At 42.9% G+C, this 24,165-nt stretch carries 19 protein-coding genes and 1 tRNA gene; 4 read left to right on the top strand and 16 right to left on the bottom strand.

What is annotated here, in order from left to right:
• The 7 genes from nrdG to argF form a co-directional block, all read right to left on the bottom strand.
• Nucleotides 1-465 (bottom strand): anaerobic ribonucleoside-triphosphate reductase-activating protein, encoded by a 465-nt coding sequence (gene nrdG, locus D3222_RS01715; RefSeq protein ID WP_118984570.1) that lies wholly within the window; start codon nucleotides 463-465, stop codon nucleotides 1-3.
• A gap of 4 nt (nucleotides 466-469) precedes the next feature.
• The gene (nrdD, locus tag D3222_RS01710; protein WP_118984569.1) at nucleotides 470-2,623 is read right to left on the bottom strand and encodes an anaerobic ribonucleoside-triphosphate reductase; all 2,154 of its coding nucleotides are present in this window, start codon (nucleotides 2,621-2,623) and stop codon (nucleotides 470-472) included.
• A gap of 249 nt (nucleotides 2,624-2,872) precedes the next feature.
• Nucleotides 2,873-3,259, bottom strand: coding sequence for a 2-iminobutanoate/2-iminopropanoate deaminase (gene ridA / locus D3222_RS01705; RefSeq protein ID WP_118984568.1), 387 nt, complete (start codon nucleotides 3,257-3,259; stop codon nucleotides 2,873-2,875).
• A 92-nt stretch (nucleotides 3,260-3,351) separates the two neighbouring features.
• Nucleotides 3,352-3,816, bottom strand: coding sequence for an aspartate carbamoyltransferase regulatory subunit (pyrI, locus tag D3222_RS01700; protein WP_118984567.1), 465 nt, complete (start codon nucleotides 3,814-3,816; stop codon nucleotides 3,352-3,354).
• A 936-nt stretch (nucleotides 3,817-4,752) separates the two neighbouring features.
• On the bottom strand, nucleotides 4,753-5,676 hold the full coding sequence (pyrB, locus tag D3222_RS01690; protein WP_049585131.1) for an aspartate carbamoyltransferase: 924 nt from the start codon (nucleotides 5,674-5,676) through the stop codon (nucleotides 4,753-4,755).
• Between the two features lie 38 nt (nucleotides 5,677-5,714).
• Nucleotides 5,715-5,858: a hypothetical protein gene (locus D3222_RS25790; protein WP_232832371.1), complete on the bottom strand. Its 144-nt coding sequence runs from the start codon at nucleotides 5,856-5,858 to the stop codon at nucleotides 5,715-5,717.
• A gap of 127 nt (nucleotides 5,859-5,985) precedes the next feature.
• On the bottom strand, nucleotides 5,986-7,002 hold the full coding sequence (gene argF, locus D3222_RS01680) for an ornithine carbamoyltransferase (RefSeq protein ID WP_118984565.1): 1,017 nt from the start codon (nucleotides 7,000-7,002) through the stop codon (nucleotides 5,986-5,988).
• 164 nt (nucleotides 7,003-7,166) lie between these two features.
• Between argF and rraB the strand changes: the two genes are divergently transcribed.
• Nucleotides 7,167-7,574 carry a ribonuclease E inhibitor RraB gene (rraB, locus tag D3222_RS01675; RefSeq protein WP_118984564.1) on the top strand — a complete coding sequence of 136 codons (408 nt, stop codon included), beginning with the start codon at nucleotides 7,167-7,169 and terminating at the stop codon, nucleotides 7,572-7,574.
• A 115-nt stretch (nucleotides 7,575-7,689) separates the two neighbouring features.
• Here the strand turns inward: rraB and D3222_RS01670 are convergent, their stop codons facing one another.
• The 8 genes from D3222_RS01670 to pepA form a co-directional block, all read right to left on the bottom strand.
• On the bottom strand, nucleotides 7,690-10,500 hold the full coding sequence (locus tag D3222_RS01670; protein WP_118984563.1) for an RHS repeat-associated core domain-containing protein: 2,811 nt from the start codon (nucleotides 10,498-10,500) through the stop codon (nucleotides 7,690-7,692).
• Between the two features lie 393 nt (nucleotides 10,501-10,893).
• Nucleotides 10,894-11,667 carry an amino acid ABC transporter substrate-binding protein gene (locus tag D3222_RS01665; RefSeq protein ID WP_118984562.1) on the bottom strand — a complete coding sequence of 258 codons (774 nt, stop codon included), beginning with the start codon at nucleotides 11,665-11,667 and terminating at the stop codon, nucleotides 10,894-10,896.
• Between the two features lie 87 nt (nucleotides 11,668-11,754).
• Nucleotides 11,755-12,519: an amino acid ABC transporter ATP-binding protein gene (locus D3222_RS01660; RefSeq protein ID WP_118984561.1), complete on the bottom strand. Its 765-nt coding sequence runs from the start codon at nucleotides 12,517-12,519 to the stop codon at nucleotides 11,755-11,757.
• The gene (locus tag D3222_RS01655; protein WP_118984560.1) at nucleotides 12,497-13,198 is read right to left on the bottom strand and encodes an amino acid ABC transporter permease; all 702 of its coding nucleotides are present in this window, start codon (nucleotides 13,196-13,198) and stop codon (nucleotides 12,497-12,499) included. The genes D3222_RS01660 and D3222_RS01655 overlap by 23 nt, the downstream gene beginning before the upstream one ends.
• Nucleotides 13,199-13,470: 272 nt before the next feature.
• Nucleotides 13,471-14,244 (bottom strand): amino acid ABC transporter substrate-binding protein, encoded by a 774-nt coding sequence (locus D3222_RS01650; RefSeq protein WP_118984559.1) that lies wholly within the window; start codon nucleotides 14,242-14,244, stop codon nucleotides 13,471-13,473.
• Between the two features lie 632 nt (nucleotides 14,245-14,876).
• Entirely contained in the window at nucleotides 14,877-17,774 is a 2,898-nt protein-coding gene (locus tag D3222_RS01640) for a valine--tRNA ligase (protein WP_118984558.1), read from the bottom strand.
• A 13-nt stretch (nucleotides 17,775-17,787) separates the two neighbouring features.
• On the bottom strand, nucleotides 17,788-18,237 hold the full coding sequence (locus D3222_RS01635; protein WP_118984716.1) for a DNA polymerase III subunit chi: 450 nt from the start codon (nucleotides 18,235-18,237) through the stop codon (nucleotides 17,788-17,790).
• A gap of 61 nt (nucleotides 18,238-18,298) precedes the next feature.
• A complete protein-coding gene (gene pepA, locus D3222_RS01630) occupies nucleotides 18,299-19,819 on the bottom strand; it encodes a leucyl aminopeptidase (RefSeq protein WP_118984557.1) in 1,521 nt (506 codons plus the stop codon).
• A 286-nt stretch (nucleotides 19,820-20,105) separates the two neighbouring features.
• Here pepA and lptF point away from each other — a divergent pair, with 286 nt between their 5' ends.
• Both lptF and lptG read left to right on the top strand, forming a co-directional pair.
• A complete protein-coding gene (gene lptF / locus D3222_RS01625; protein ID WP_118984556.1) occupies nucleotides 20,106-21,206 on the top strand; it encodes an LPS export ABC transporter permease LptF in 1,101 nt (366 codons plus the stop codon).
• Entirely contained in the window at nucleotides 21,206-22,285 is a 1,080-nt protein-coding gene (lptG, locus tag D3222_RS01620) for an LPS export ABC transporter permease LptG (protein ID WP_118984555.1), read from the top strand. Before lptF ends, lptG begins: the two co-directional genes overlap by 1 nt.
• 112 nt (nucleotides 22,286-22,397) lie before the next feature.
• Here the strand turns inward: lptG and ampH are convergent, their stop codons facing one another.
• Nucleotides 22,398-23,615 carry a D-alanyl-D-alanine-carboxypeptidase/endopeptidase AmpH gene (gene ampH / locus D3222_RS01615; RefSeq protein WP_118984554.1) on the bottom strand — a complete coding sequence of 406 codons (1,218 nt, stop codon included), beginning with the start codon at nucleotides 23,613-23,615 and terminating at the stop codon, nucleotides 22,398-22,400.
• Nucleotides 23,616-24,023: 408 nt separating this feature from the next.
• Between ampH and D3222_RS01610 the strand changes: the two genes are divergently transcribed.
• Nucleotides 24,024-24,108 (top strand) — tRNA-Leu (locus D3222_RS01610).
• Nucleotides 24,109-24,165: the final 57 nt, after the last annotated feature.

Below are 24,165 nucleotides of genomic sequence, written 5' to 3'. Positions count from 1 at the left end.
TTACCTTAATCTATGAATAATCTGGTTGTGGCTACCACGCCATCGTAAACCGGGCTCATAGAGATCTCGTATAAACTTGCCATCCACTAGCACATTAATATAGCCGACAACTTCCTGTTGAATTTCGTTGAGCTCGCTTAATAGATAACCCGTCCAAAGCCAAATGTCCTTGTCTGGGCACTCTGCTTTGACCCGTTTTACCAATTTCAGGATCGCGGATGCGTTGTGTGGATGTAGAGGATCACCGCCAGACAAAGATAGTCCTTGTCGTTTAATGCGTTTGTCCTGTAAATCAGCAATAACATGGTCTTCCATTTCCTGTGTAAATGGTTGTCCAGAATTCACCCGCCAGGTGCTTTTGTTATAACAACCGGGGCATTGATGTTCGCACCCCGCGACAAATAGTGTGCAGCGGGTTCCGGGGCCGTTAACCACATCAACAGGGTAGTATTGATGATAATTCACTTTGTCAGCCTGCCTTGAATGAGTCTAATTGCCCATTTGTCAGATGTTTTACTCTGCGTTTCACTTCTTCCTGCTTGCCTGCATTGAATGGGCGGGCATCGGGGCTTCCCAGATAACCACAGACGCGGCGGATGACTGATACTCTGGAAGGTTCATGATTGCCACAACGTGGACAGGTAAACCCTTTACTGGTACAGGAGAATTCACCGGTGAATCCACAGTCATAGCACTCGTCGATAGGGGTATTGGTACCATAATAAGGGACACGTGAGTAGCTGTAATCCCAGACATCTTCCAGTGCTTTCAGATTATGTTGCAGATTAGGATACTCGCCGTAACAGATAAAACCGCCGTTTGTGAGTGGTGGATAAGGAGCTTCAAAATCCAATTTGTCATAAGGATTGACCTTCTTTTCAACGTCAAGATGGAAACTGTTGGTGTAATAGCCTTTGTCCGTCACTCCTTCGATAACACCAAATTCAGCGGCATCAAGGCGGCAGAAACGATCACACAGGTTTTCACTTGGTGTGCTGTATAAACTGAAACCATAACCCGTTTCTTTTTTCCATTGATCGGTTGCTTTTCGCAGATGATCAACAATTGAGAGTGCTTTTACACGTAATTGTTGATTATCAAATAGATGAACCTGATTGCCATACAATGCATTAATGGTTTCATGAATGCCAATATAGCCCAGAGAAATAGAAGCCCGACCATGTTTAAAGATTTCAGCGATATTATCATCGGCTTTTAAACGAACCCCACAGGCACCTTCCATATAAAGGATTGGTGCAACGCGTGCTTTGACACTTTCCATGCGGTTAATACGGGTCATTAGTGCTTGCTTTGCCAGTGCTAGACGCTTGTCCAGTAGTTGCCAGAAATATTTTTCATCTCCTTTGGCTTCGATAGCAATCCTAGGCAGATTTAAACTGATAACTCCTAAGTTATTGCGTCCTTCATGAATTTGCTCACCCTTTTCCTCATAAACACCGAGGAAACTGCGACAGCCCATTGGGGTTTTAAAGGAGCCTGTGACTTTAACCACTTGATCATAGTTAAGAATATCAGGATACATGCGCTTACTGGCACATTTGAGAGCCAGTTGCTTGATATCGTAGTTAGGATCACCAAGCGTGTGATTCAGGCCATCACGGACAGCAAATACCAGTTTGGGGAATACCGCTGTTTTATGATTCTTACCTAAACCAGCAATGCGGTTACGTAGAATAGATTGCTGGATTAGGCGGCATTCTTTTGACGTACCCAGACCAAAGCCAAAAGTAACAAAAGGAGTCTGGCCATTGGCGGTATGCAGAGTATTAACTTCATATTCCAGTGACTGGAAAGCGTCGTAACACTCTTTTTCTGTTTGTGCTTCGGCATAAGATTTTTTATCGGTGATATCCCACTGTTCGGCAATTGCCAAGTGTTTTTCATAGCTGGCTTTAACGAAGGGCGCTAATACTTCATCTATACGATTGATAGTGGTACCACCATAAATATGGCTGGCAACCTGAGCGATAATTTGAGCCGTTACCGCTGTTGCGGTTGAAATGGATTTTGGTGGTTCTATTTCAGCATTACCCATTTTGAACCCATTGGTTAGCATGCCTTTCAGGTCGATTAGCATACAGTTAAACATTGGGAAAAAGGGGGAATAATCGAGATCATGATAGTGGATTTCGCCTCTTTCGTGAGCCAATACTACACTACGGGGCAGAATATGTTGTTTGGCATAATTTTTAGCAACAATCCCGGCTAACAGATCCCGTTGAGTTGGAATCACTTTGCTGTCTTTATTTGCGTTCTCATTGAGCAGGGAAACGTTACTCTGTTCAACTAAGCCACGGATTTCTTGATTAAGTCGGCTGTGTAATTCTCGGACAGTATCCCTGTCATGACGATATTGAATATAGTAGTGGGCAAGATGCTTATGGTTGTCTGCTATCAATTGCTTTTCTACTGCGTTCTGAATATCTTGCACATCAACTTGCCTGTAGACAGCCATTAATTGCGTTACTGTGGATGCAACTTGGATACAATACTCATCATCTGTCATTCCAATGGCAGAAGCAGCTCGTTTTACGGCATCTCTGATACGGCTCTGATCAAATGGTTCCTGACATCCATCCCGTTTTATCACAACAGTTTCCACAATATGACTCCTTGAGAATGTTGCCCAAAAGGGCAAACCATTCTCGTTCTGATATTCAGCTTAAAGATGAATAAGGCTATATATAGATTTGTTTGTATATTTAAGCACAATATATAGTAAATTGAAGTGAAATAATCACGATCTCATTTGATCTGAAACAAAGAATGGAGACCTATATTTAAGGTCCGGTGGAAAGTACAACTCCTTGGTCAGTAACCAACCAAGGGGTTGTAGAAAACAGGATAGGGATTATTTACGAATCGCGATAGCTTCGATTTCGATTTTAACGTCTTTTGGCAGACGGGCTACTTCAACGCAAGAACGTGCCGGGAAAGATGCATTGTGTTCCTTGAAGAATGCTTCATAAGTTGCGTTAACGGTGCCGAAGTCATTCAGATCTTTAACGAAGACCGTTGTTTTAACAATGTCACCGACAGTGAGACCTGCTCTCTCAACGATAGCTTTAACATTTTCCAGTGATTGGCGAGCTTGAGCGGCGATATCTTCTGCGACATCACCTGTTGCTGGATCGACGGGGATCTGGCCGGAAGTGATGACCATATTGCCTAGATCAACACCCTGAACATATGGACCAATTGCAGCAGGGGCTTTATTGGTATTAATCTCGTATGACATAGGTTCTCCTGTTAATGTGATAACTTAATGAATATTTCATCAAGGATACTATTATAGTGTCCGCTTCTGCCTCAGCAACTGACATAGCTTGTTTAATCGTTGAGTATTACTACGTTGCGGTCAAACTCTTTCTCGCAATATTTACAGGTCAGCACTACATCTTCCGCTGTCACTTTGACTCGAAAACTGCTTTCTACGGGTTCATTGTGGCTGATACAGTTGCTGTTAGGGCAGACTAATACGCTGTCGATACGCTCAGGCAAGTTAATGGGGAGTTTCTTCACCACTTCATAGTCTTCAATACAGTTCACCGTTGCATTTGGCGCATACATAGCAAGCTGATTAGCCTGTTGTTCTGTCAGAAATGTGTTTTCGATTTTGATGAGATCTTTTTTACCTAACTGATTGGAAGGCAGGTTCAGGCCGATGGTAATGCGTTGATCGGTTTCAGTCAGCTTAAATAGAGAGAGTAACTTGAAACCGACCTGAGCCGGGATATGGTCAATCACCGTACCGCATCTAATGGCTTCGACTTGTAGTTTATGATCGTGGGTCATAGTGTTTTGTATGAATACATTTTAGTGACAACTTTCTGTATTCATCCTCCAGATATATTGTTAAGAATCGACACGTCTTCCATTTTAGGCGGTGTTATCCTGTTTATCCAGATAAGACGTAGATAAATCAATATTATCTTACCGTTGTTATTCCATATATTTAGCTTTAGCCATCATTGTTATAATATCACGATGTTGAGTTTGTTTATTTTGGCTATTTTGTTTTAATTGTTTATCTTATTGAAAGTAATAATTGAGGAATGGTAAAAGAGGAAATGTTTAATTTTTCAGTAAATTTAATGGTTAATAATAGATTGATTTTAAAAATTTGGTTTAATTAATGTTTGTTGGTGATGTAAAGGTTAATAGATTATTTATGTCAAATGTTTAGTTTTAAATTAACATGTTTATTTTACAAGGCCATTATTAATAATATAGTTTATTCGATTAAATAAAATGAAAGATAAAACTTTAAAATACTTATTTAAATAATGATCGCGTAAATATATTGTTTGCTGTTTTTATTTTCATTCATTATCGTAATGATTAACTTATTATTAACCTTTGGTTTTTGGAAGTTATTTAAATTTAATCTTGAGGAAATTATACTTATACCTAATAGATTTCGAGCCGTAGCGCGGCGGTAAGTGAATGAATCCCCAGGAGCAGAGATAACTATGTGACTGGGATGAGTGAAAGTAGCCAACAAAGCAGCAGCTTGAAAGATGAAGGGTATAGGTAAAAGTGATGGTTTTTGTGTGCACTTTATACTGCTCGGAGATACGGTCTTGCTCACTGACTGGGCAAGACGTATTTTGGCGCACACCGAGTTTGTCTTCAATACCGAAGGTGGTAAACAGACTGATTAATCACTATTCCAGAAGAAAATAATAACCCATTATATTTGTGGATAAAAAAGTACTTTCTCTGCTTTAATCATTCATTTAAAACTAAAGATAATAGAGCCTGACGAGCATAAATACCATTCTCTGCCTGTTGGAAGTAATAAGCATAGGGCGTTTTATCTACATCGACAGTAATTTCATCAATACGTGGCAACGGATGCAGAACTTTGAGGTTCTCTTTCGCTCCGATCAGATCGGAAGTGCGCAGAACAAATTGTGCTTTTACGTTGGCATATTCAGATGGATCAAGACGCTCTTTCTGTACTCGAGTCATATAAAGAATATCTAGCTCCGGTAAGACTTCTTCAATATTAGCGTGTTGGCTGTAGGTCGCACCTTTTTCATTCAGCATATGAAGAATATGATTTGGCATTGCCAATGCTTCCGGTGCGATAAAATAAAAGTGATTGCCATTAAATTTCGCCAGCGCTTGTGATAGCGAATGGACAGTGCGGCCATATTTTAGGTCACCAACCATAGCGATATTCAAACTGTCCAGCCGTTGCTGAGTTTCCTGAATAGTGAACAGATCCAGTAAGGTTTGAGTTGGATGTTGGTTGGCGCCATCACCGGCATTGATAATCGGAGTGTCGCCGGAAAACTCAGAAGCCAGACGTGGGGCACCTTCTTGTGGATGGCGTATCACGATGGCGTCAACATATTGGCTAATAACGGAAATAGTATCGGCTAGCGTTTCACCTTTCTTGCCCAGAGAGGTGTTGCTGCTGTCCGAGAAACCGACAACTGAAGCGCCAAGGCGGTGGATTGCTGTTTCAAAAGAGAGGCGAGTGCGGGTGGAAGCTTCGAAGAAACAACTAGCGATAACCTTGGGTTTCAGCAATTCAGGTTGTGGTCTGGCTTTCAGTGCGGCAGCAGTCTGCAACACCAATTCCAGATCTTCGCGGCTCAGATCATTTATTGAGATGATATGTTTGCGATATAACGGATTAGCCATTTTTCACTCTCCTCTAATGCTGACATCCGGGGTGGCGATCATGAATTGATTACCAGGCAAAAAAAAGCCCCTCGATGAGGGGCGTTAAATGATTGGTTTAGCAACGGGAAAACAATGATGATTGGCTGCCTTCCTTCAGGCAGTTGCACTTTAGCTTGACAAAAATAAGCGCTGTCTTTCATGATTTCTCCCGGCAAATTGTGGCGCATTATACTCGTGAAAAATCTTACAGCAAGCATTTGGCCGAAGAAAAATAATATTGGCAGGATCACATCTTTAAAGACATAATCCTGCGGATATCCCAACTAATTAGATTTTAAGATCATTTGCTAGAGTTGCTACCATTACTGCTTTAATGGTATGTAGGCGATTTTCTGCTTGATCAAACACAATGCTGTGTTCTGATTCAAAAACTTCATTAGTAACTTCCAGCCCTCCATACATATTAAATTCAGCAGCGAGTTGTTTGCCTAATGTTGTTTCTTCATTATGAAATGCTGGCAGACAGTGCAGGAATTTTACCTGTGGATTGCCTGCCATGTTCACCACATTCATATTCACTTGATAGGGTTTCAGTAGGTTAATTCGTTGTTGCCAAACTTCTTTTGGCTCGCCCATGGAAACCCAGACATCGGTATAAAGAAAATCGGCATTTTTAACCCCTTTGGCGATATTTTCCGTCAGAGTAATTTTACCTCCTGTTTTTTCAGCCAGTTTCTGACATTCAGTCACCAGAGCGGCATTGGGCCAGTACTTTTCAGGGGCAATCAACCGAACATCCATGCCTGTTAGTGCCGCGGCTTCTAGCATGGTGTTACCCATATTGTTACGGGCATCCCCTAAGTAGGCGAATTTGATTTCTGACAATGGTTTTTCTGGTTGATGTTCCTGAATAGTTAGCAGATCTGCCAGTAGCTGAGTTGGGTGAAATTCGTCTGTTAGCCCATTCCATACCGGAACACCTGCATATTTTGCCAGTGATTCAACGATTGTCTGGGCATAGCCGCGATATTGAATACCATCATACATACGGCCAAGTATATGGGCGGTATCTTTGATCGATTCTTTATGGCCAATTTGGTTGCCACTGGAACCGAGGTAGGTGATATTTGCTCCTTGATCGTAAGCTGCCACTTCAAATGAGCAGCGGGTACGGGTGGAATCTTTTTCAAAAATCAGCACAATATTTTTGCCAGTTAACAGGGCTTTTTCTGTACCCGATTTTTTAGTCGATTTTAATTCAGCAGCTAGCTTTAGCAAGGCATGAATTTCTGCTGAGGAAAAATCAAGTAGCCTTAGAAAATGACGCTGATGGAACGGATTCATTGTTTGGTGTCTCCGTATTTGTTGTTTGCATTTAAATTCAATCTATATCTATAAAAATGCAATTTCAACTCCGTATTGGATTTCTTTGATGTAAACAGTGGTTAGCCCGCCTGTGGTGTGGGAGAATGAATATTGGGACGGCCAACTGCTTGAGGATATTAGGTATGGCAAATCAAAGAGACTTAGAAGAACAACGTGAAGAAACGCGCCTTATTATTGAAGAGTTACTGGAAGATGGTAGTGATCCAGATGCACTTTATGCCATTGAGCATCACTTTTCTGCTGAGGACTTTAACCTGTTGGAAAAGGCAGCGGTTGAAGCCTTTAAACTGGGTTATGAAGTGACTGATGCGGAGGAATTGGAAGTCGAAGATGGGACTATTCTGATGTGTTGTGATGTTATCAGTGAGTGTGGATTGAATGCAGAATTGATTGATGCCCAGGTTGAACAGTTGGTGAATCTGGCTGAAAAAATCGGCATTAATTATGACGGTTGGGGCACTTACTTTGAAGATCCTGATGAGCAAGATGAAGATGATTTGCCGGAGCAGGGTGAGAGTAGACTTCATTAGTATAATCAGTATGTTAAGAATCCTGTGTTAGCTCTGGTCGTGACTGATGCATGTGATTCAAAACAAAATAGTCCTTATCTGCTTTGGCGAATAAGGACTATTGCATTTTAATAGACTATCTTATCAAACCATGTTCTCTGACTTTTGAGAGTATAGTTCCCTTCCTGATTTGGTTTGCCTCGGTGATTTCCCTTTTTAATTCTTGTCCTAGCTTATTAGAAACCAGATCCTTATGTTTTTCTGCGAGCTCGCCTAATTCTTCTGCGGTGTGAACAATGCCGGTGACTTTCCATGCCAGTGACAGACCTTTTAAGGCTACCTTAGCTACCGGATGTGGCGCGATCGCGGCGGCTGTGTCCAGTGTGGCGCCGACAGTCGCCCCCAGTGATGCTCCGGTAATTAGCGTATCTGTTGCGACCTCTTTTAAATCATCAGTTGCTCTTTGCAGCTCTTCCAGCTTTTCTGGGGTGACGGTAGCAGTGGCAGCACCTGCCTTAAATACCTTTTTTATACCCTCAAAAGTGAGACTAAAATTGTTAATTGCATCAGTGCCTGCGGCTTGTGTTAGCGCGGTTTTGTTGAGTTCACCGACATTGCCAGCCGCGGCAAATTCTCCGCCAGCCGCCACCAAACTTGCCCCTTCTTTTATTGCTTGAGCACCCGGGATTTGTCCTTGTGCAAGGTGTTCTGCGGCTTCTTTACGTCCCGTTATGTTATGGGCCATTTGCTTAATGGGGTCATAACTTTCTTTTAAAGCACTCGCTTTTTGGGTGATTTTGCTGACTTGTTGATCACCATAGGATTCAGAGGCTAGAGAGGGCATCTGAGGCTTTTCAGCTTGTTGATTTCTGTGTTTGTAAAGTTCGTATGCCATACCGCCAACGCCTAATGCACCTGTTGCTACGGTTTTAAATATACGTCCATCTTCATCTATGCCAGTCATTGGATTATTTCTTACCATACGGTACAAATTTAGGCCATCTACTGTTCCAGCAGGGTCAGCGCTTAACCATCTACCAGCCCACGGTTGATAATAACGGTAGCCGTAATAGTACAGTCCCGTTGCATCACGCTCTTTGCCTGAATAACGAATGGTTTTGTAACCGGCTTCAAGCTGATTTCTTGCTGCCCATACAGCAGTACCGCCATAGGGGTAATACTCTTCCCAACTGATAATTTCCCCGTGCATATCCAGTTCTAGTTCGCTGCTGTGTGTAAGATTATCGTAGTTGTATCTGACTTGATCGTTATCTATGCCAGTGGGTTGGCCGTTTTCCCAGTGTAGTACGCGTACTTGTGCTCTCCCTGCTTGCCCGACAGTAATAACTTGCAGTTCTTCGGTGATATTGGCGCCGCTTTGTGTGGTGTGTAATTCTAATCCTGGCAGGTAAGTGACTCGTTGTTGTTGCGTGGCATTGGATGTTTGCTGTTCATTTATTTTTAGTAGCCGTATTCCGTCACTGTCATAGCGGTACCACTCACGCGCGGTGTTACCACTTTGGTTCACTTGTTGTAGTTCTCCTCGTGATGTCCAGTTTAGAGATTGCCCTGATAACAGACGGGTTTGATGACCACCTGTATCAAAGAATGTATCAACGAGATTGGGATCGTTGGTTAGGGTACTGAGGACACCACGGTTATTACGGTTTGAGAGGGTGATATTTGTGGTGTAGTTATTGTTACTTACCGGCGCGCTATGCCGGATTTGTGTCAGGTTGCCGCTATCGTCGTAGGTGTAAGTGCGAGTGTAGTTAGTATAGGTATTGTCATCGGTAGGAAGAGGGGTAATTAAAGGAGGGAGCTGGCTTCCTTGCTGACCAATATTAGCCATTTCGCGGCCGGTTGCTTTGATGAGTTGGTAGAGAGAATCATAGGAATATGCATTTTCTGGTACTATTTTCTGATTACGCCAGAACCGGGTTGCTTCTGCATCATTACGAATATTGATCACATTGCCAACCGGATCATATTCATAACGTAAATCCTGTAGTGGTTTTGTACTATCTTTTGTCCGGTGGGTTGTAATGTTAATTAACCGTTGGGTTTCTGGTTCATAGGTATATTCCGTAATAACGCCATTACCGTGTTCTTCTCGTAATTTTTGTCCGGCGGCTGACCAGGTAATAGACCGCACAATAACTTTTTCGGATTGGCCTTTTAGTGTTAACCAGCTACCTTTCAATTGACCTGCTACATCATAGGCCAGCCGCTGTATATTTCCCTTGGCATCGATTTGGGTTAGCAGAGTACCAACGGCATCAGTTTTATTTTGAGTAGTGAATATGTTGTCGTTCAGTTTTGTACGCCAACTATTTTCGTCATCACCAAGCCAATCAGCTTCCAGATCGTCGGCTATTAATTGACGAGATTGCGATAAAACTGATCCTGTTAAGGACAGGCTTGCCAATTGTATCAACCCCGCCGTGTCATAATGGCGTATACATTGTCCGGCGAGATTCTGGTTTTTCTCTGCATTTGTATTACTTGCCCAAATAAGGCGCTCCGTGGTTTTCTCGTTCTTTTGTATTAACTCGGTGACAGCCAGCAAGCGGCCGGGCAAGGTATTACCTTCATAATGATGGGTTTGACGAGCGCCGATTGCATTGATAGTTAGTACTGGTCGTCCTTCGATATCGTTCAAGGTAATCGTTTGGCCAGCATCGATACTTTCTTCACGCAGTGTATTTCCAGCAAGGTTAAAGACACGAGAGAAGTTTGAGCCACTCTGATTTTTATATCTGCGTGGGTCCGTGCTTTTTACTTGAAATCCTTGAGTATTAAATTCATGACGAGTGAGCAATTCGCTGCTATTGGTTTCATCAGCCTGAGTACGCCGGTATTCCAGCGTACGTATATTCAACCCTCGATTATCTAGTACGCTGACAGATGGGGTATTTCGGTTAATTGCAGAATTGTAACGACTCATATTGCAGCTCCTTATGCTGTTTTAATCTGTTAGTCGGCTTAATAGTAACGAATTGAGACTTTACTACGGAATGAATAAAATCTTTAACAGAATAGTATGATAATTTTTGAGATTGACAGTATGAGAATTAATATTCCAATAGATAGGGATAGAATGCTAAAGGGGAAAGAAATTATTTCTATTAAATGATGTTTTTACACCGAAATAGATATTTTAATTATTTAATTGTGATTAAGAAAAAATTAATTAATAACTTCCTTGAATATATTTCTAAAGTAATAATTAACGAGAAAATATTAATTTAATAATGATTAAAACTTTTTGAATGTAAAAAGAGAAATAATTAATTGATAAATAGATAATCACCTCTTGCAAGAAGAGGTGGTTATTTTCTTATTTGGAAACATCGGTACCGAAATACTGAGTGGAAATGCGTAGATAAGTACCATCGGCTTTGATATCGGCTAGTGCCTTATCGATAGCGGCTTGTAGTTCCGGTTCACCTTTACGAATTAGCACACCGACTGGATCGCCATTGGGTTCGGTCGCGACAACTTTTACCGGGGCTTTGGGTTTGTGTTTCCTAAAGTCGAAATAGGACAGATTATCGTTGATCGTGGCATCGGCTCTGCCTGTAGCAACCAAATCGATTGCCTGATTAAATCCTTCGGTAGGGACGATTTCCGCACCGAAATGTTTTGCTAACTGGGCGTAATTGCTGGTTAAGCTATGGCTTGAGGTTTTACCTTTCAGATCGCTGAACGTTTTTATATTGTCATTATTTTGCCGGGTGATAAGTACGGCTTTAGATATGATATACGGCGCGGAAAAGTCATATTTCTTTTTACGTTCAGGCGTAATAGCGACCTGATTGAGTACCGCGTCATAGCGTTTGGCATCAAGCCCGGCAATAAGCCCATCCCACTTGCCTTCGGTAAACTGGGCTTTAACATTCAGACGTCGAGCGATTTCGCGGCCAATATCAATATCAAATCCAGTTAAGGCTCCGGAAGCATCGTGATAAGTAAATGGTGGATAGGTTCCTTCGGTAGCGATTTTGAATACACCTGTTGATTTAATATTATCAAGGCCAGACTCTGCATGCGCAGAATATGCAATGCCGAATTGAATAACACCCGCTAATAATGCGGTAAGCAACACTTTCATTTTATTTCTCCAAACTGTTAAGAAATTTATTTGATGGTAATGAACTGATTCTCAGATCAATGACGGCAAGGTTATTTTAACGGTGGGTTATATCTCCCAATCCGGTAAAGTATTGGTTAAAGTTGAAATAAATTCCACAGTACGTTGTTTAAGGGCACAGGTAAAAATCGTTTTCGACGTTCCCGATTCGACAATTTCCCCGGATTCTAAAAATATGACGTCGTGGGCAAGGTTTGCTGCCAGACGCAGATCATGGGTAGCCATTAACATTGTGGTTCCTTCTTTAGCCAACTGCTTTAATACGGCAACAACTTCCTGCGATAATTCTGGATCAAGTGCGGAAGTTGGTTCGTCGCATAATAACACTTTGGGCGAAGGCGCTAGTGCCCGGGCGATTGCTACACGCTGTTGCTGACCGCCGGATAGTGTGGTTGGAAAGACATCGGCTTTGTGTGACATGTCAACCTTTTCCAGTAGTTCAAGCGCTCGCTGTTTAGCCTGTTTATGTGACCATTTCTGAACCCAGATTAACCCTTCCATAATGTTTTCAATAACGGTGAGATGGGGGAAAAGCTGAAAGTTTTGAAACACCATGCCGGTTTGTTGGCGAATCCGTTGTATATCCTTGTGGGCAATCCGCCCTTTGCCGGTGAAGGCCATGCTTTCATTGCCGATTTGGAGCTGCCCAGCCTGGGGAATTTCTAATAAGTTGATGCAGCGTAATAGCGTGCTTTTGCCACTTCCGGACGGGCCAATCAGTGCGGTCAGGCTGCCTTCCTCAATGGTAAGATCGATTTTTTTCAGGACCTTTTGCCCGTTAAAACTTTTTTCAATGCCGGAGAGTTGGATCATCTTTTAATTCCTGTGTGTCACTCTTTTGCGAAAACTTCTTTTCCAGACGGGCTTGTAGTGATGACAACACTGAACTGATTATCAGATAAAGTATTGCCGCCTCAGTATAAAGAATGAGTGGTTGATAAGTCACCGCAGCAATACGTTGTGCGGCAAGGAAAAGCTCCGGTACGGTGATGACTGAGGCCAGTGAAGTATCCTTCACCAGTGAAATAAACGTGTTTGAGAGTGGTGGAATAGCGATTCTTGCAGCCTGAGGCAGAATGATCCGACGCAGTGATTGTGTCCAGCTCATACTGATAGAATAAGCCGCTTCCCACTGCCCTTTTGGTACAGATAATAACGTGGCGCGAATTATCTCAGAGGTATAGGCGCCAATATTTAAAGTGAAACCAATCACTGCCGAGGTAAATGCGCCTAACGTAATGCCGACGCTAGGTAAGGCATAAAAAATAAGAAACAGTTGTACCAGCAACGGTGTACCACGGATCAGCCAGACGTAGAATTTGGCGACGGCAATAAGCGGTTTTGGCCCGTAAAGCCGGATAAGTGCCACGATAAAACCCAGTATGATACCGAGAGTAAAGGTAATCAGCGTTAGTGGAATAGTGAAAGTCAAGCCCGCATAAAGCATAGGCCAAAAAGAATCGAGTACTAGATTAAACCAGGAGGGCTCCATATATTTTCCCTATCGTGTGTAATGTAACAATATATTTATATGTGATTTTTTTGAATATCATATGGCAAGCTGTCAATTTATATATATAAAATAAAGTTATATCATATTGTCATTTTAGATATATAAAAGAATTTATATAAATTAATATAGTTGATATTTGGTCAAATATTCTATGATTATTCGATTCAACAGGATTAATGATAAAGTTCCCAGGTCAGAATTTGTCTTTAACTTCCAGGGAACTGTATATCTGAATTAAGGAAATATTTCACTTATTCGGAAGGATTATCACCAAAATAGTGAGCCCAGATACGCTGATAGGTACCATCGGCTTTGATGTCAGTTATTGCTTTATCAATAGCAACTTTTAGTTCTGATTCCCCCTGACGAAGTAAAACGGCTGTCTGCCCTGCATTGGGGCTCGTTGCGACAATTTTTACCGGTGCGTTTGGTTTGTGTTTCTTATAGTCCAGATAAGATAGGTTATCATTAATAGTGGCATCGGCTCTGCCGGTACTAACCAGTTCGATTTCCTGACTAAATCCATTCGTGCCAATAATTTCCGCACCGTTATCTCTTGCTATTTGGGCAAAGTTGTTGGTCAGCGTATGTGCTGAGGTTTTGCCTTGTAAATCACTGAATGTTCTTATGTTATTGTTATCTTTATTAATGATGAGTACCGCTTGCGATGTGATATAGGGGATGGAGAAGTCATATTTTTTCTTGCGTTCAGGTGTAATTGAAATTTGATTAATTACCGCATCAGAACGCCCAGCATTCAGTCCGGCAATAAGTCCGTCCCATTTTCCTTCAATAAATGTTGGTTTGACATTCAATCGGTGTGCAATTTCACGGCCAATGTCGACGTCGAAACCGGTCAAAGTACCTGAGGCGTCGTGATAAGTAAATGGTGGATAAGCTCCTTCAGTGGCTATTCTGAATGTGCCGGTGGATTTAATCTTATCAAGGGTTGATTCTGCGTTAGCTGAATGTACGAGACCGAGTTGGATAGTACTTGCCAATAATAGGGTAAGAATTTTTTTCATTTTATTTCTCCGGGTTGTTATAAATTAGTGGATTAATACGTTGGAAATGCGTGATCCTATGGACTTTATACCCTTCATCTTTCAAGCTGCTGCTTTGTTGGCTACTTTCACTCACCCCAGTCACATAGTTATCTATGCTCCTGGGGATTCGTTCATTTGCCGCCTAGCTGCAACTCGAAATCTATTAGGTATATGTGTGCTTTGGTTTCTGTTTGCTCTCTGTATTGACTATTTATTGCCACCTTAATAATCCCTGTTGAAATAGATTATTTGAAACAATAAATAATTGAATGTTGAGTTAAACTATATTTTAATTATTGTTCACCTTTTTACTTGTAATAGTATATTTATATGATCTTATTCTCTATATAATATGCGAAATCTAATGGTTTATATATAAAATAAAATTATATTATATTGTCATTTAAGATATATAAATATGGAAATGAATGAAATAGACGATTATTCATGTTAATGAAATCGATATTGTTATTTTCAATATATTTGATGATGTTTATATATAATCGGTTGAATTTACACTTTATTATTAATTTTATCGTTTACTATTTAAATTAAAAAGCCACTGACAATGAATTGCAGTGGCTTTGGTGGAAATTTATTTTTTGAGCATATTACAATGCGGCAATCGTTTCTTTCTGAGCCAGCAGCTTCTCTTTTGATGTATTGCAGCTTGCCAGACGTTCACGCTCTTTGGCTACAACCGCTTCGGGCGCACGGCTGACGAAACCTTCATTTGACAGCTTGCCTTCAATGCTACCAATCTCTTTATCCAGCTTCTCAATCTCTTTATTCAAACGGCTTAGTTCAGCCTCTTTATCCACTAAGCCAGCCATTGGGATTAATACTTCTGTACCATTAATCAGTTTAGTGACAGAAATCGGTGCTTCTTCACCTGCGGACAGAAGCGTAACAGAGGATAAGCGGCCCATTGCCTGAATAAAATTCAGGTTTTCCGCTACACGACGTTGTGCATCAGCATCAGCATTACGCAGCAGAACTTCCAGCGGTTTACCTGGTGCGATGTTCATTTCAGCACGAATATTACGTACCGCAATAATTGCTTCTTTAATCCATTCCAGATCGTTCAGCGCCAATTCATCCGCTTTCGATTGATCAAATTCTGGGAACGGTTGCAGCATAATGGTATCTGCTTCAATCCCCTTAACCACTTTCACCCGTTGCCAGATGGTTTCGGTGATAAATGGAATAATTGGGTGAGCCAGGCGCAATAATCCTTCCAGAACTTCAATTAGAGTATGACGGGCACCACGAACTTCTGCCTCTGAACCTTTGTTAATTGCCGGTTTAGAGAGCTCTAGATACCAGTCACAGAACTGGTTCCAAGTGAACTCATAAAGGATATTGGCAGCTATATCAAAACGATAGGTATCCAGTGCTTCACGATAGGCTTTTACTGTTTGGTTAAATTCAGCCAAGATCCAGCGATCAGCCAGTGACAGCACTGTTTCGCCGCCATGTTGGCCGCAATCCTGACCTTCCGTATTCATCAGAACAAAGCGGCTGGCATTCCACAATTTGTTACAGAAATTACGGTAACCTTGCAGACGTTTCATATCCCAGTTGATATCACGACCTGTTGAGGCCAGCGCTGCTAACGTAAAGCGCAGGGCATCGGTACCATGCGCTTCAATGCCTGCCGGGAATTGCTTCTCGGTACGTTTGCGGATTTTTTCAGCCAACTGTGGCTGCATCATATTGCCAGTACGTTTTTCTAGCAGATCTTCCAGAGAAATACCGTCAACCATGTCCAATGGGTCAATGACATTCCCTTTGGATTTGGACATCTTCTGACCTTCTTCATCCCGGATAAGACCGGTCATGTAGACAGTCTTAAATGGAACCTGAGGTTTGCCATTTTCATCTTTGATGAAATGCATGGTCATCATGATCATACGGGCAATCCAGAAGAAGATGATATCAAAACCACTCACCAATACATCGGTTGGGTGGAAAGTTTTCAACGCCTCAGTTTGTTCAGGCCAGCCAAGGGTAGAGAAAGTCCATAAACCGGAAGAGAACCAGGTATCCAGTACATCTTCATCTTGGTTTAAAGAGATATCTGTGCCCAGATTATTTTCACGACGTATTTCTTCTTCACTGCGACCAACATAGACATTACCGTTGGTGTCATACCATGCCGGGATACGGTGGCCCCACCACAATTGACGAGAGATACACCAATCCTGAATATCGCGCATCCAGGAGTAATACATATTTTCATACTGCTTGGGTACAAACTGGATGTCGCCATTTTCAACGGCTTCGATAGCCACTTTCGCCAGAGGCGCGGTACGGACATACCATTGATCAGTCAGCATGGGTTCAATAACCACACCGCCGCGATCGCCATAAGGAACGGTCAGATCATGAGCTTTGATTTCGACCAGCAGGCCCAGTTTTTCAAACTCAGCAACCATCGCTTTACGGGCGGCAAAACGCTCCATGCCTTGGTATTCAGCCGGAATATCAGAACCGTAAGCATCAGAAATTTCACCATTGGTATCGAAAACTTCTGCTTCATGACGGATGTTGCCATCAAGTGTCATGATATTGATCATCGGCAGGGCGTGACGTTTACCGACTTCATAGTCATTGAAGTCATGGGCTGGTGTAATTTTCACGCAGCCGGTACCTTTTTCCATATCCGCATGTTCATCACCAATAATAGGAATGCGGCGGTTAACTAATGGCAGAATAATTTCTTTGCCGATTAAATCTTTATAACGCGGATCTTCCGGGTTAACGGCTACGCCGGTATCGCCTAGCATGGTTTCAGGCCGGGTAGTTGCAACAATCAGGTAATCTTTCCCTTCTGCGGTCGTGACACCATCGGCCAATGGATAACTCAGATGCCACATGGAACCTTTAACTTCACGGTTCTCAACTTCCAGATCAGAAATTGCAGTGTGCAATTTCGGGTCCCAGTTAACTAGACGTTTACCCCGATAAATGAGATTTTCTTTATACAAACGGACAAAGGCTTCTTTTACGGCGTTGGATAGACCTTCATCCATAGTGAAACGCTCGCGCTCCCAATCAACGGAGTTACCCAGACGACGCATCTGATTGGTAATCGTGCCGCCGGATTCTGCTTTCCACTGCCAGATCTTATCGATAAACGCATCACGGCCATAATCGTGACGGGTTTTGCCTTCTTCTGCTGCGATCTTGCGCTCAACCACCATTTGAGTAGCAATACCTGCGTGGTCAGTACCGGACTGCCACAAAGTATTTTTACCCTGCATTCGTTGATAACGGGTCATGGTATCCATAATGGTTTGCTGAAACGCATGACCCATATGCAGGCTGCCGGTCACGTTTGGTGGCGGGATAACAATACAGAAACTCTCACGGCTGGTATCGCCGTTGGGTTTGAAGTAACCACTTTTTTCCCAATGGTTATAAAGAGGTTGCTCAATTTCTTTAGGATTGTACGTTTTATCGAGAGATGGCTCGGCTTGCGTTTGAATTGCGGGTGTTTTTTCCATTTTATCTTGATACTTAGTATGTTGGCGGCGTTGCCATGGTCAAATTAAAGCCGACGCTGCGATATGATTTATATCGTTCACGCGCCAACTGTTTCAAATTTTCATCTATAGGAACGAAGTCTATCACTTCATGGAAAGCGGTGGCAAAGTCTGCAAATTGCGGCAACAGATTTATTAGGATATCACGGGGGGCATTTCCCCGTTTTTGTGGCCAACATAACTCAACTGGCGCGCCATATCTTGGCCCTTCACCAGCAAGATTATGTGGTACGAACTGATGAGGCTCCCGTTGCCATAAGGCTTCATCTAATTTTTCTGCCTGGGGCTGATTTTCACAGGCAATTAGCACTCGTTTTCCTGCTCGCCATTGGTCAGCGGCAAATTGACACGCTAGCCATTCGTGAGCCTGCAAATCTGCCTGAGGTGATGGCTGTTCCAGTAAATAAAACGTGGCACTTTTCATAATGTCTCTGTTACGAAAAAAGGGCATTGTAAATGCCCTTTAATAAGCGGGGGAGATCAAATCAATCGTCGTTATTGATACCGGCATTGCCTGCACGATTTAACAGGAATTGCGACAGTAATGCAACCGGGCGGCCTGTGGCGCCTTTTGCTTTACCTGAACGCCATGCGGTACCGGCGATATCCAGATGTGCCCAGTGATATTTTGTGGCGAAGCGAGATAGGAAGCAGGCTGCGGTAATCGCGCCACCTCCACTGCTACCGGTATTTGCCAGATCAGCGAAATTAGAATCGATTTGCTCAAAAAACTCATCGGTCATTGGCAGACGCCATGCGCGATCCCCTGATTGTTCAGAAGCATTTAGTAGCTCATGAGCCAGTGGATTATGGTTGGATAGCAATCCACTGTAATGATTACCAAGGGCAGTGATGCAAGCACCAGTCAGCGTGGCGATATCAATGACCAGTTCCGGATCAAAACGTTCAACGTAGGTTAATGTATCGCACAGAACCAGACGGCCTTCTGCATCCGTATTGAGCACTTCGACAGTCTGACCAGATAGGGTGGTTAAAATATCTCCAGGTCGGTAAGCGCGACCTCCTGGCATATTCTCACAGCCTGCCATGACACCGATGACATTGAGCGGTAGTTGTAACTCAGAAACCACACGCATCACGCCATAAACTGTTGCAGCCCCACACATATCGTATTTCATCTCATCCATGCTACCCGCAGGTTTGATTGAAATACCACCAGAGTCAAAAGTCAGCCCCTTGCCAACCAGGATGATGGGTTTGGCATTTTTATCAGGACTGCCTTTATATTCCATGACTGACATCAGAGATTCATTCTGAGAACCCTGACCAACCGCCAGATACGCATTCATGCCTAGCTCTTTCATCTGCTCTTCACCAATCACTTTTGTTGTAATATGGCTATTAGCAGCATCTGCGAGCTGGCGTGCCTGAGAAGCTAGATAAGCTGCATTACAGATATTGGGTGGCATATTACCAAGATCTTTGGCCGCTTTGATACCGGCAGCAATAGCAAGGCCGTGCTGGATTGCACGTTCACCGCTGGTTAGCTCCCGACGGGTCGGAACATTGAAAACCATTTTACGCAGTGGGCGGCGCAACTCATTTTTATTACTTTTTAGCTGGTTGAAAACATAGAGCGATTCTTTTGCTGTTTCTACCGCTTGGCGCACTTTCCAGTAATTATTGCGGCCTTTAACATGCAATTCTGTTAAGAAGCAAACAGCTTCCATTGAACCCGTTTCATTGAGGGTATTGATCGTTTTCTGAATAATCTGTTTATACTGGCGTTCATCCAATTCGCGCTCTTTACCACAGCCGATAAGCAGAATACGTTCAGATAACACATTGGGAACATGATGCAGCAACAGTGATTGACCAACTTTGCCTTCTAGTTCACCGCGGCGTAGCAATGCACTGATGTAACCGTCACTTATTTTATCAAGTTGTTCAGCGATAGAGGAAAGACGGCGAGGTTCGAAAACGCCGACAATGATACATGCACTACGTTGTTTTTCCGGGCTACCGCTTTTTACACTAAACTCCATGCGTTCTCCTGAATCTTAAAGACAAAGACGGATGCTATCGCTAAAATATAGCGTTCCGCATTAATCTACCCCATAGAAAATTAACTATTTATGTTAAGCTAAACGCACTGGTTGTTATTATTTAGCTAACTATATAAGTATGTTCTGACTGGGAACCTAAATATGGAATGCTTCGATATCATTTTAGCAGTGAGGAAGCCAAACTGATGCACATAATAAATGGTATATATACAATGAAGTTAGCGATTTTCCTGCAAAAAGACAAGTTTTCACAGGCGTAATAAGCGTGATCATCATTAGATATCTGGTACGGGAAACCCTGAAAAGCCAAGTTGCGATACTCTTTATCCTTTTACTGATCTTTTTCTGTCAGAGATTAGTCGAAATTTTGGGTGCCGCAGTGGAAGGAAACGTCCCGGCAAATTTAGTTTTATCCTTGTTAGGATTAGGTGTGCCTGAAATGGCGCAGTTGATTTTGCCCCTGAGTCTGTTTCTTGGGGTATTGATGACTTTCAGTAAACTCTATACTGAAAGTGAAATTACTGTTATGCATGCGTGTGGTTTGGGCAAGCGTGTGCTGGTGGTTTCGGCGCTTATTCTGGCGTTGTTAACTTCCGCGCTAGCGGCAGTGAATGTCATTTGGGCCATGCCGTGGTCCTCGAAATATCAAGAACAGATGGTAGCTGATGCTAAAGCTAACCCAAGCTTGGCAGTGATCATGGAAGGGAGGTTCAAACCTTCCGAGGATGGTAATCTGGTGCTCTATATTGGCAACGTGCACGGCAATAAATTTGAAAACGTATTCCTTGCCCAACTTCGCCCCGTTGATAACCAGCGTCCTTCCGTTGTGATCTCTGATGGCGGTTATATGGTGGAGCGACCTGATGGCAAACAGGTGGTCGTCCTTAATCATGGTACTCGTTATGAAGGCACTGCAATGCTGCGTGATTTTAGGATCACTGAGTTCCGTGATTATCAAGCGATTGTCGGGCATCAGACTTCAATCGTAGATAATAGTAAAGTTGAACAGAAGTCTATTATCCAGTTATGGCAGGATAATGATAAGGATTCCCGCGCTGAGTTCCATTGGCGTCTGACACTGGTGCTCTCGGTGCTGATTATGGCTATGATGGTTGTACCGTTAAGCGTGGTGAATCCACGTCAAGGACGAGTGCTAAGCATGTTGCCTGCAATGTTGCTTTATCTGATTTTCTTCTTATTGCAAAGCTCTCTGCGTTCTAACGGTAGTAAAGGCAAATTGGACCCGATGATTTGGATGTGGCTGACTAATGGGACTTATCTGATGTTGGCGCTGGTTCTCAATATTTGGGATACGTTGCCGGTGCGTAGGCTCCGGGCTCGTTTCAACGGCGGAGGAGTAGCCTGATGTTTGGTGTATTGGATCGTTATATCGGGCGGACTATTCTACAGACTATTCTGATGACGCTGTTTATGCTGGTATCACTCTCTGGCATTATTAAGTTTGTTGAGCAGTTAAGAAAAGTGGGACAGGGGGAATATACTACTATTTCCGCTGGTCTTTATGTTTTGCTAAGTGTGCCGAAAGATATTCAGACATTCTTCCCGATGGCAGCTTTACTTGGCGCCTTGCTGGGGCTTGGTACGCTGGCGACCCGTAGTGAGTTGGTGGTTATGCAGGCTTCTGGATTTACCCGTATGCAGATTGCTGGCTCAGTGATGAAAACGGCTATTCCGTTGGTAATCCTGACTATGGTTATCGGAGAGTGGGTCGCGCCACAAGGTGAACAGATGGCGCGTAATTACCGGGCTCAGAAGATGCTTGGTGGTTCTCTGGTTTCAACAAATAAAGGTATGTGGACGATAGATGGGGACGATTTTATCTACATCCAGCGGATTGTGAGTGATACAGAGATTAAAGGCGTCAATATCTATCATTTTAGTGATGAAAAAAAACTACTCTCTGTAAAGTATGCAGCCAGTGCGGTTTATGATAAGGATAACGACCTGTGGAAGCTTTCTCAGGTGGAAGAATCTGATCTGACAGACAGCAAAAAAATCACTGGATCACAACGTATTTCTGCTGACTGGAAAATTCTCCTGACGCCAGAACAGTTGAATGTGGTAGCACTTGAGCCAGAAGCGCTTTCCATCAGTGGCTTATATCAGTACATCAAATACCTTAAGCAGAGTGAACAGGAATCAGGCCGTTATCAACTGAATATGTGGAAAAAAATATTTGCGCCGCTTTCAGTTGCAGTGATGATGTTGATGGCACTCTCTTTTATCTTCGGGCCACTGCGCAGTGTGCCGATGGGAGTGAGGATAGTAACAGGGATAAGTTTTGGCTTCCTATTTTATGTACTTAATGAGATCTTTGGCCCACTGAGCTTGGTGTATAGCGTGCCAGCGGTTTTGGCGGCACTGTTACCAAGCCTATTGTTCCTTACTGTAAGTATTTATTTACTCCTTAAGAGAAGACAGTAGCTTTTAGAAATAGTGGTACCAGTATGGAGCCAGATATTAGAGGCAACATAGGGATAGGGTTTTTGGCTAAGAAACCCTATCCTGGATATCTCGATTTTAGGACGTAAAAGGTTCAAGCTTGATGGTGATTTTTCGACAATGCAGTTACTAGTTGATTAACCCCCGTTGTTACGCTACTGAACTGGCTGTGTTGTTTACGAGTGATCACAACAAACACCCCGATATTTTGTTCGGGGATCATTGCCATATACGTATTGAATCCTCCGCCACCGCCGGTTTTCTGATAAATACCCGGCACATCACCACGAGCGTTCATGTAAACCCAACCAAGGCCAACGCCATCTGCCTGACCGGCAACATCCATCCCTTTAATTGAAGCCAGATTGGAACGTTTAAAATAAATACCTTGCTCGCGACTGGCCGTTTGTTTACGTAATTGACTGTCTGAGGATAAAAATTGCTGCATCCAGCGCTGCATATCTTTTGGCGTTGAATAGATTCCACCACTGCCTGCCGCAGCAACAGTATTAAGACACGGACTCGGTTTATAACTTTCCATCAAACGAGCACACTGAGAACGGTTTGGTGTCAGTGTGGTGTCTTTCATGTAGTAAGGGCCGGTGATTTTATCGTGTAACAAACGGGTATATGGCTTACCTGTAGCCTTAGAGAGCGCATCTGCCAATAAATCGTAAGCCAGATTGGAATAAGATGCTGTTGTGCCTGGTGAGGAGTCTAATTGAGCTGTTTTTAACCAGATCCAGCGATTGGCTTGTGTAGGCCAGACAAAAACAGGGCGCCCCCATTGACCTCCCGGCTGCTCACGAGGTAAACCACTGGTATGGCTTGCCAGGTGGAACAACCGGATAGGTTGAAGAGGGCTGTATTGGGGCACTTTAACGCCATAATAGCTATAGTCCTGCAATGGATCGGTGGAGCGCAGAACCTCATCCTCTTCGAGCTTGATCATAATCTCACTGGTCATCAGCTTGGTTAGCGAGGCAATACGGATGAGTGAATCGGGCTTCGGACGGATGCTACTTCCCGGCCGTGTTTCACCGAAACTGCGGTAAACCGTCTGATTATTATCAATCACCACCATCGCCATGCCTTGTGCATTGCTGCTGTTGAAAATATCCTGTGCATACTGATCAACCAACTGTGAAGCTAGCTTTTTAGTTCTTGCATTTCCTTCGAACACTTCCCATTTCAATGGTTGTGTCTTCGGTTGCAGAAACTTTGCCGAATATATTTTGTTTGAAGAAGAGCAGGCTGTAAGAGCCAGCACTATGGCAGAAACAGAGAAGATCTTAAAAAACTGTTTATTCATTTTGAATTGACCAATCAGGCATATTTCCAGTGAATTCACAAACAGGATAAAGATAGCAAAAGCTGTTATTTATTCTTTTTAAACAGCATCATCAACGCGCCAATGACAATGCCCAAAAAGATCCCGGCACCAATCCAGCTAATAATCGTCATAACCATTTACCTCATAGCGAATTATCATGCTGAGATTATATAAGGTGATTATAGGTTGTCTATCGACGTCAGGTAGAAAAGATATTGCTGGGTGTATTTATTTAGAGCTTTCATGTTCAGTAATTGAACGCACATTTGTGTTGAATTAATGGGTTTGATCTTTTTTTCAACACTTAAACCAAAGTTAGAAGGATAACAGTTGCTAACAGATTGCTGACAAGTATAATGGCCCCCGTTCTCCGCATACTACTTCAGTGCCGAAGTGGCGAAATCGGTAGACGCAGTTGATTCAAAATCAACCGCCTTCGGGTGTGCCGGTTCGAGTCCGGCCTTCGGCACCATCTGACCTTCTAGAGATGTCCATAATTTCCCATAACTATCTGAAAAAACAACAAATT

Source organism: Photorhabdus sp. CRCIA-P01, from assembly GCF_003545805.1.
Classification (GTDB): domain Bacteria; phylum Pseudomonadota; class Gammaproteobacteria; order Enterobacterales; family Enterobacteriaceae; genus Photorhabdus; species Photorhabdus antumapuensis.
Note: the sequence above shows the minus strand (reverse complement) of the source record. Positions and strands in the feature narration are given on the sequence as shown.

Bases quoted from the DNA above. Each gene is read 5' to 3' on its own strand.
- ridA (WP_118984568.1), bottom strand. From the start codon at position 3,259: ATGTCATACGAGATTAATACCAATAAAGCCCCTGCTGCAATTGGTCCA.
- pyrI (WP_118984567.1), bottom strand. From the start codon at position 3,816: ATGACCCACGATCATAAACTACAAGTCGAAGCCATTAGATGCGGTACG.
- pyrB (WP_049585131.1), bottom strand. From the start codon at position 5,676: ATGGCTAATCCGTTATATCGCAAACATATCATCTCAATAAATGATCTG.
- D3222_RS25790 (WP_232832371.1), bottom strand. From the start codon at position 5,858: ATGAAAGACAGCGCTTATTTTTGTCAAGCTAAAGTGCAACTGCCTGAA.
- argF (WP_118984565.1), bottom strand. From the start codon at position 7,002: ATGAATCCGTTCCATCAGCGTCATTTTCTAAGGCTACTTGATTTTTCC.
- rraB (WP_118984564.1), top strand. From the start codon at position 7,167: ATGGCAAATCAAAGAGACTTAGAAGAACAACGTGAAGAAACGCGCCTT.
- D3222_RS01670 (WP_118984563.1), bottom strand. From the start codon at position 10,500: ATGAGTCGTTACAATTCTGCAATTAACCGAAATACCCCATCTGTCAGC.
- D3222_RS01665 (WP_118984562.1), bottom strand. From the start codon at position 11,667: ATGAAAGTGTTGCTTACCGCATTATTAGCGGGTGTTATTCAATTCGGC.
- D3222_RS01660 (WP_118984561.1), bottom strand. From the start codon at position 12,519: ATGATCCAACTCTCCGGCATTGAAAAAAGTTTTAACGGGCAAAAGGTC.
- D3222_RS01655 (WP_118984560.1), bottom strand. From the start codon at position 13,198: ATGGAGCCCTCCTGGTTTAATCTAGTACTCGATTCTTTTTGGCCTATG.
- D3222_RS01650 (WP_118984559.1), bottom strand. From the start codon at position 14,244: ATGAAAAAAATTCTTACCCTATTATTGGCAAGTACTATCCAACTCGGT.
- D3222_RS01640 (WP_118984558.1), bottom strand. From the start codon at position 17,774: ATGGAAAAAACACCCGCAATTCAAACGCAAGCCGAGCCATCTCTCGAT.
- D3222_RS01635 (WP_118984716.1), bottom strand. From the start codon at position 18,237: ATGAAAAGTGCCACGTTTTATTTACTGGAACAGCCATCACCTCAGGCA.
- pepA (WP_118984557.1), bottom strand. From the start codon at position 19,819: ATGGAGTTTAGTGTAAAAAGCGGTAGCCCGGAAAAACAACGTAGTGCA.
- lptG (WP_118984555.1), top strand. From the start codon at position 21,206: ATGTTTGGTGTATTGGATCGTTATATCGGGCGGACTATTCTACAGACT.
- ampH (WP_118984554.1), bottom strand. From the start codon at position 23,615: ATGAATAAACAGTTTTTTAAGATCTTCTCTGTTTCTGCCATAGTGCTG.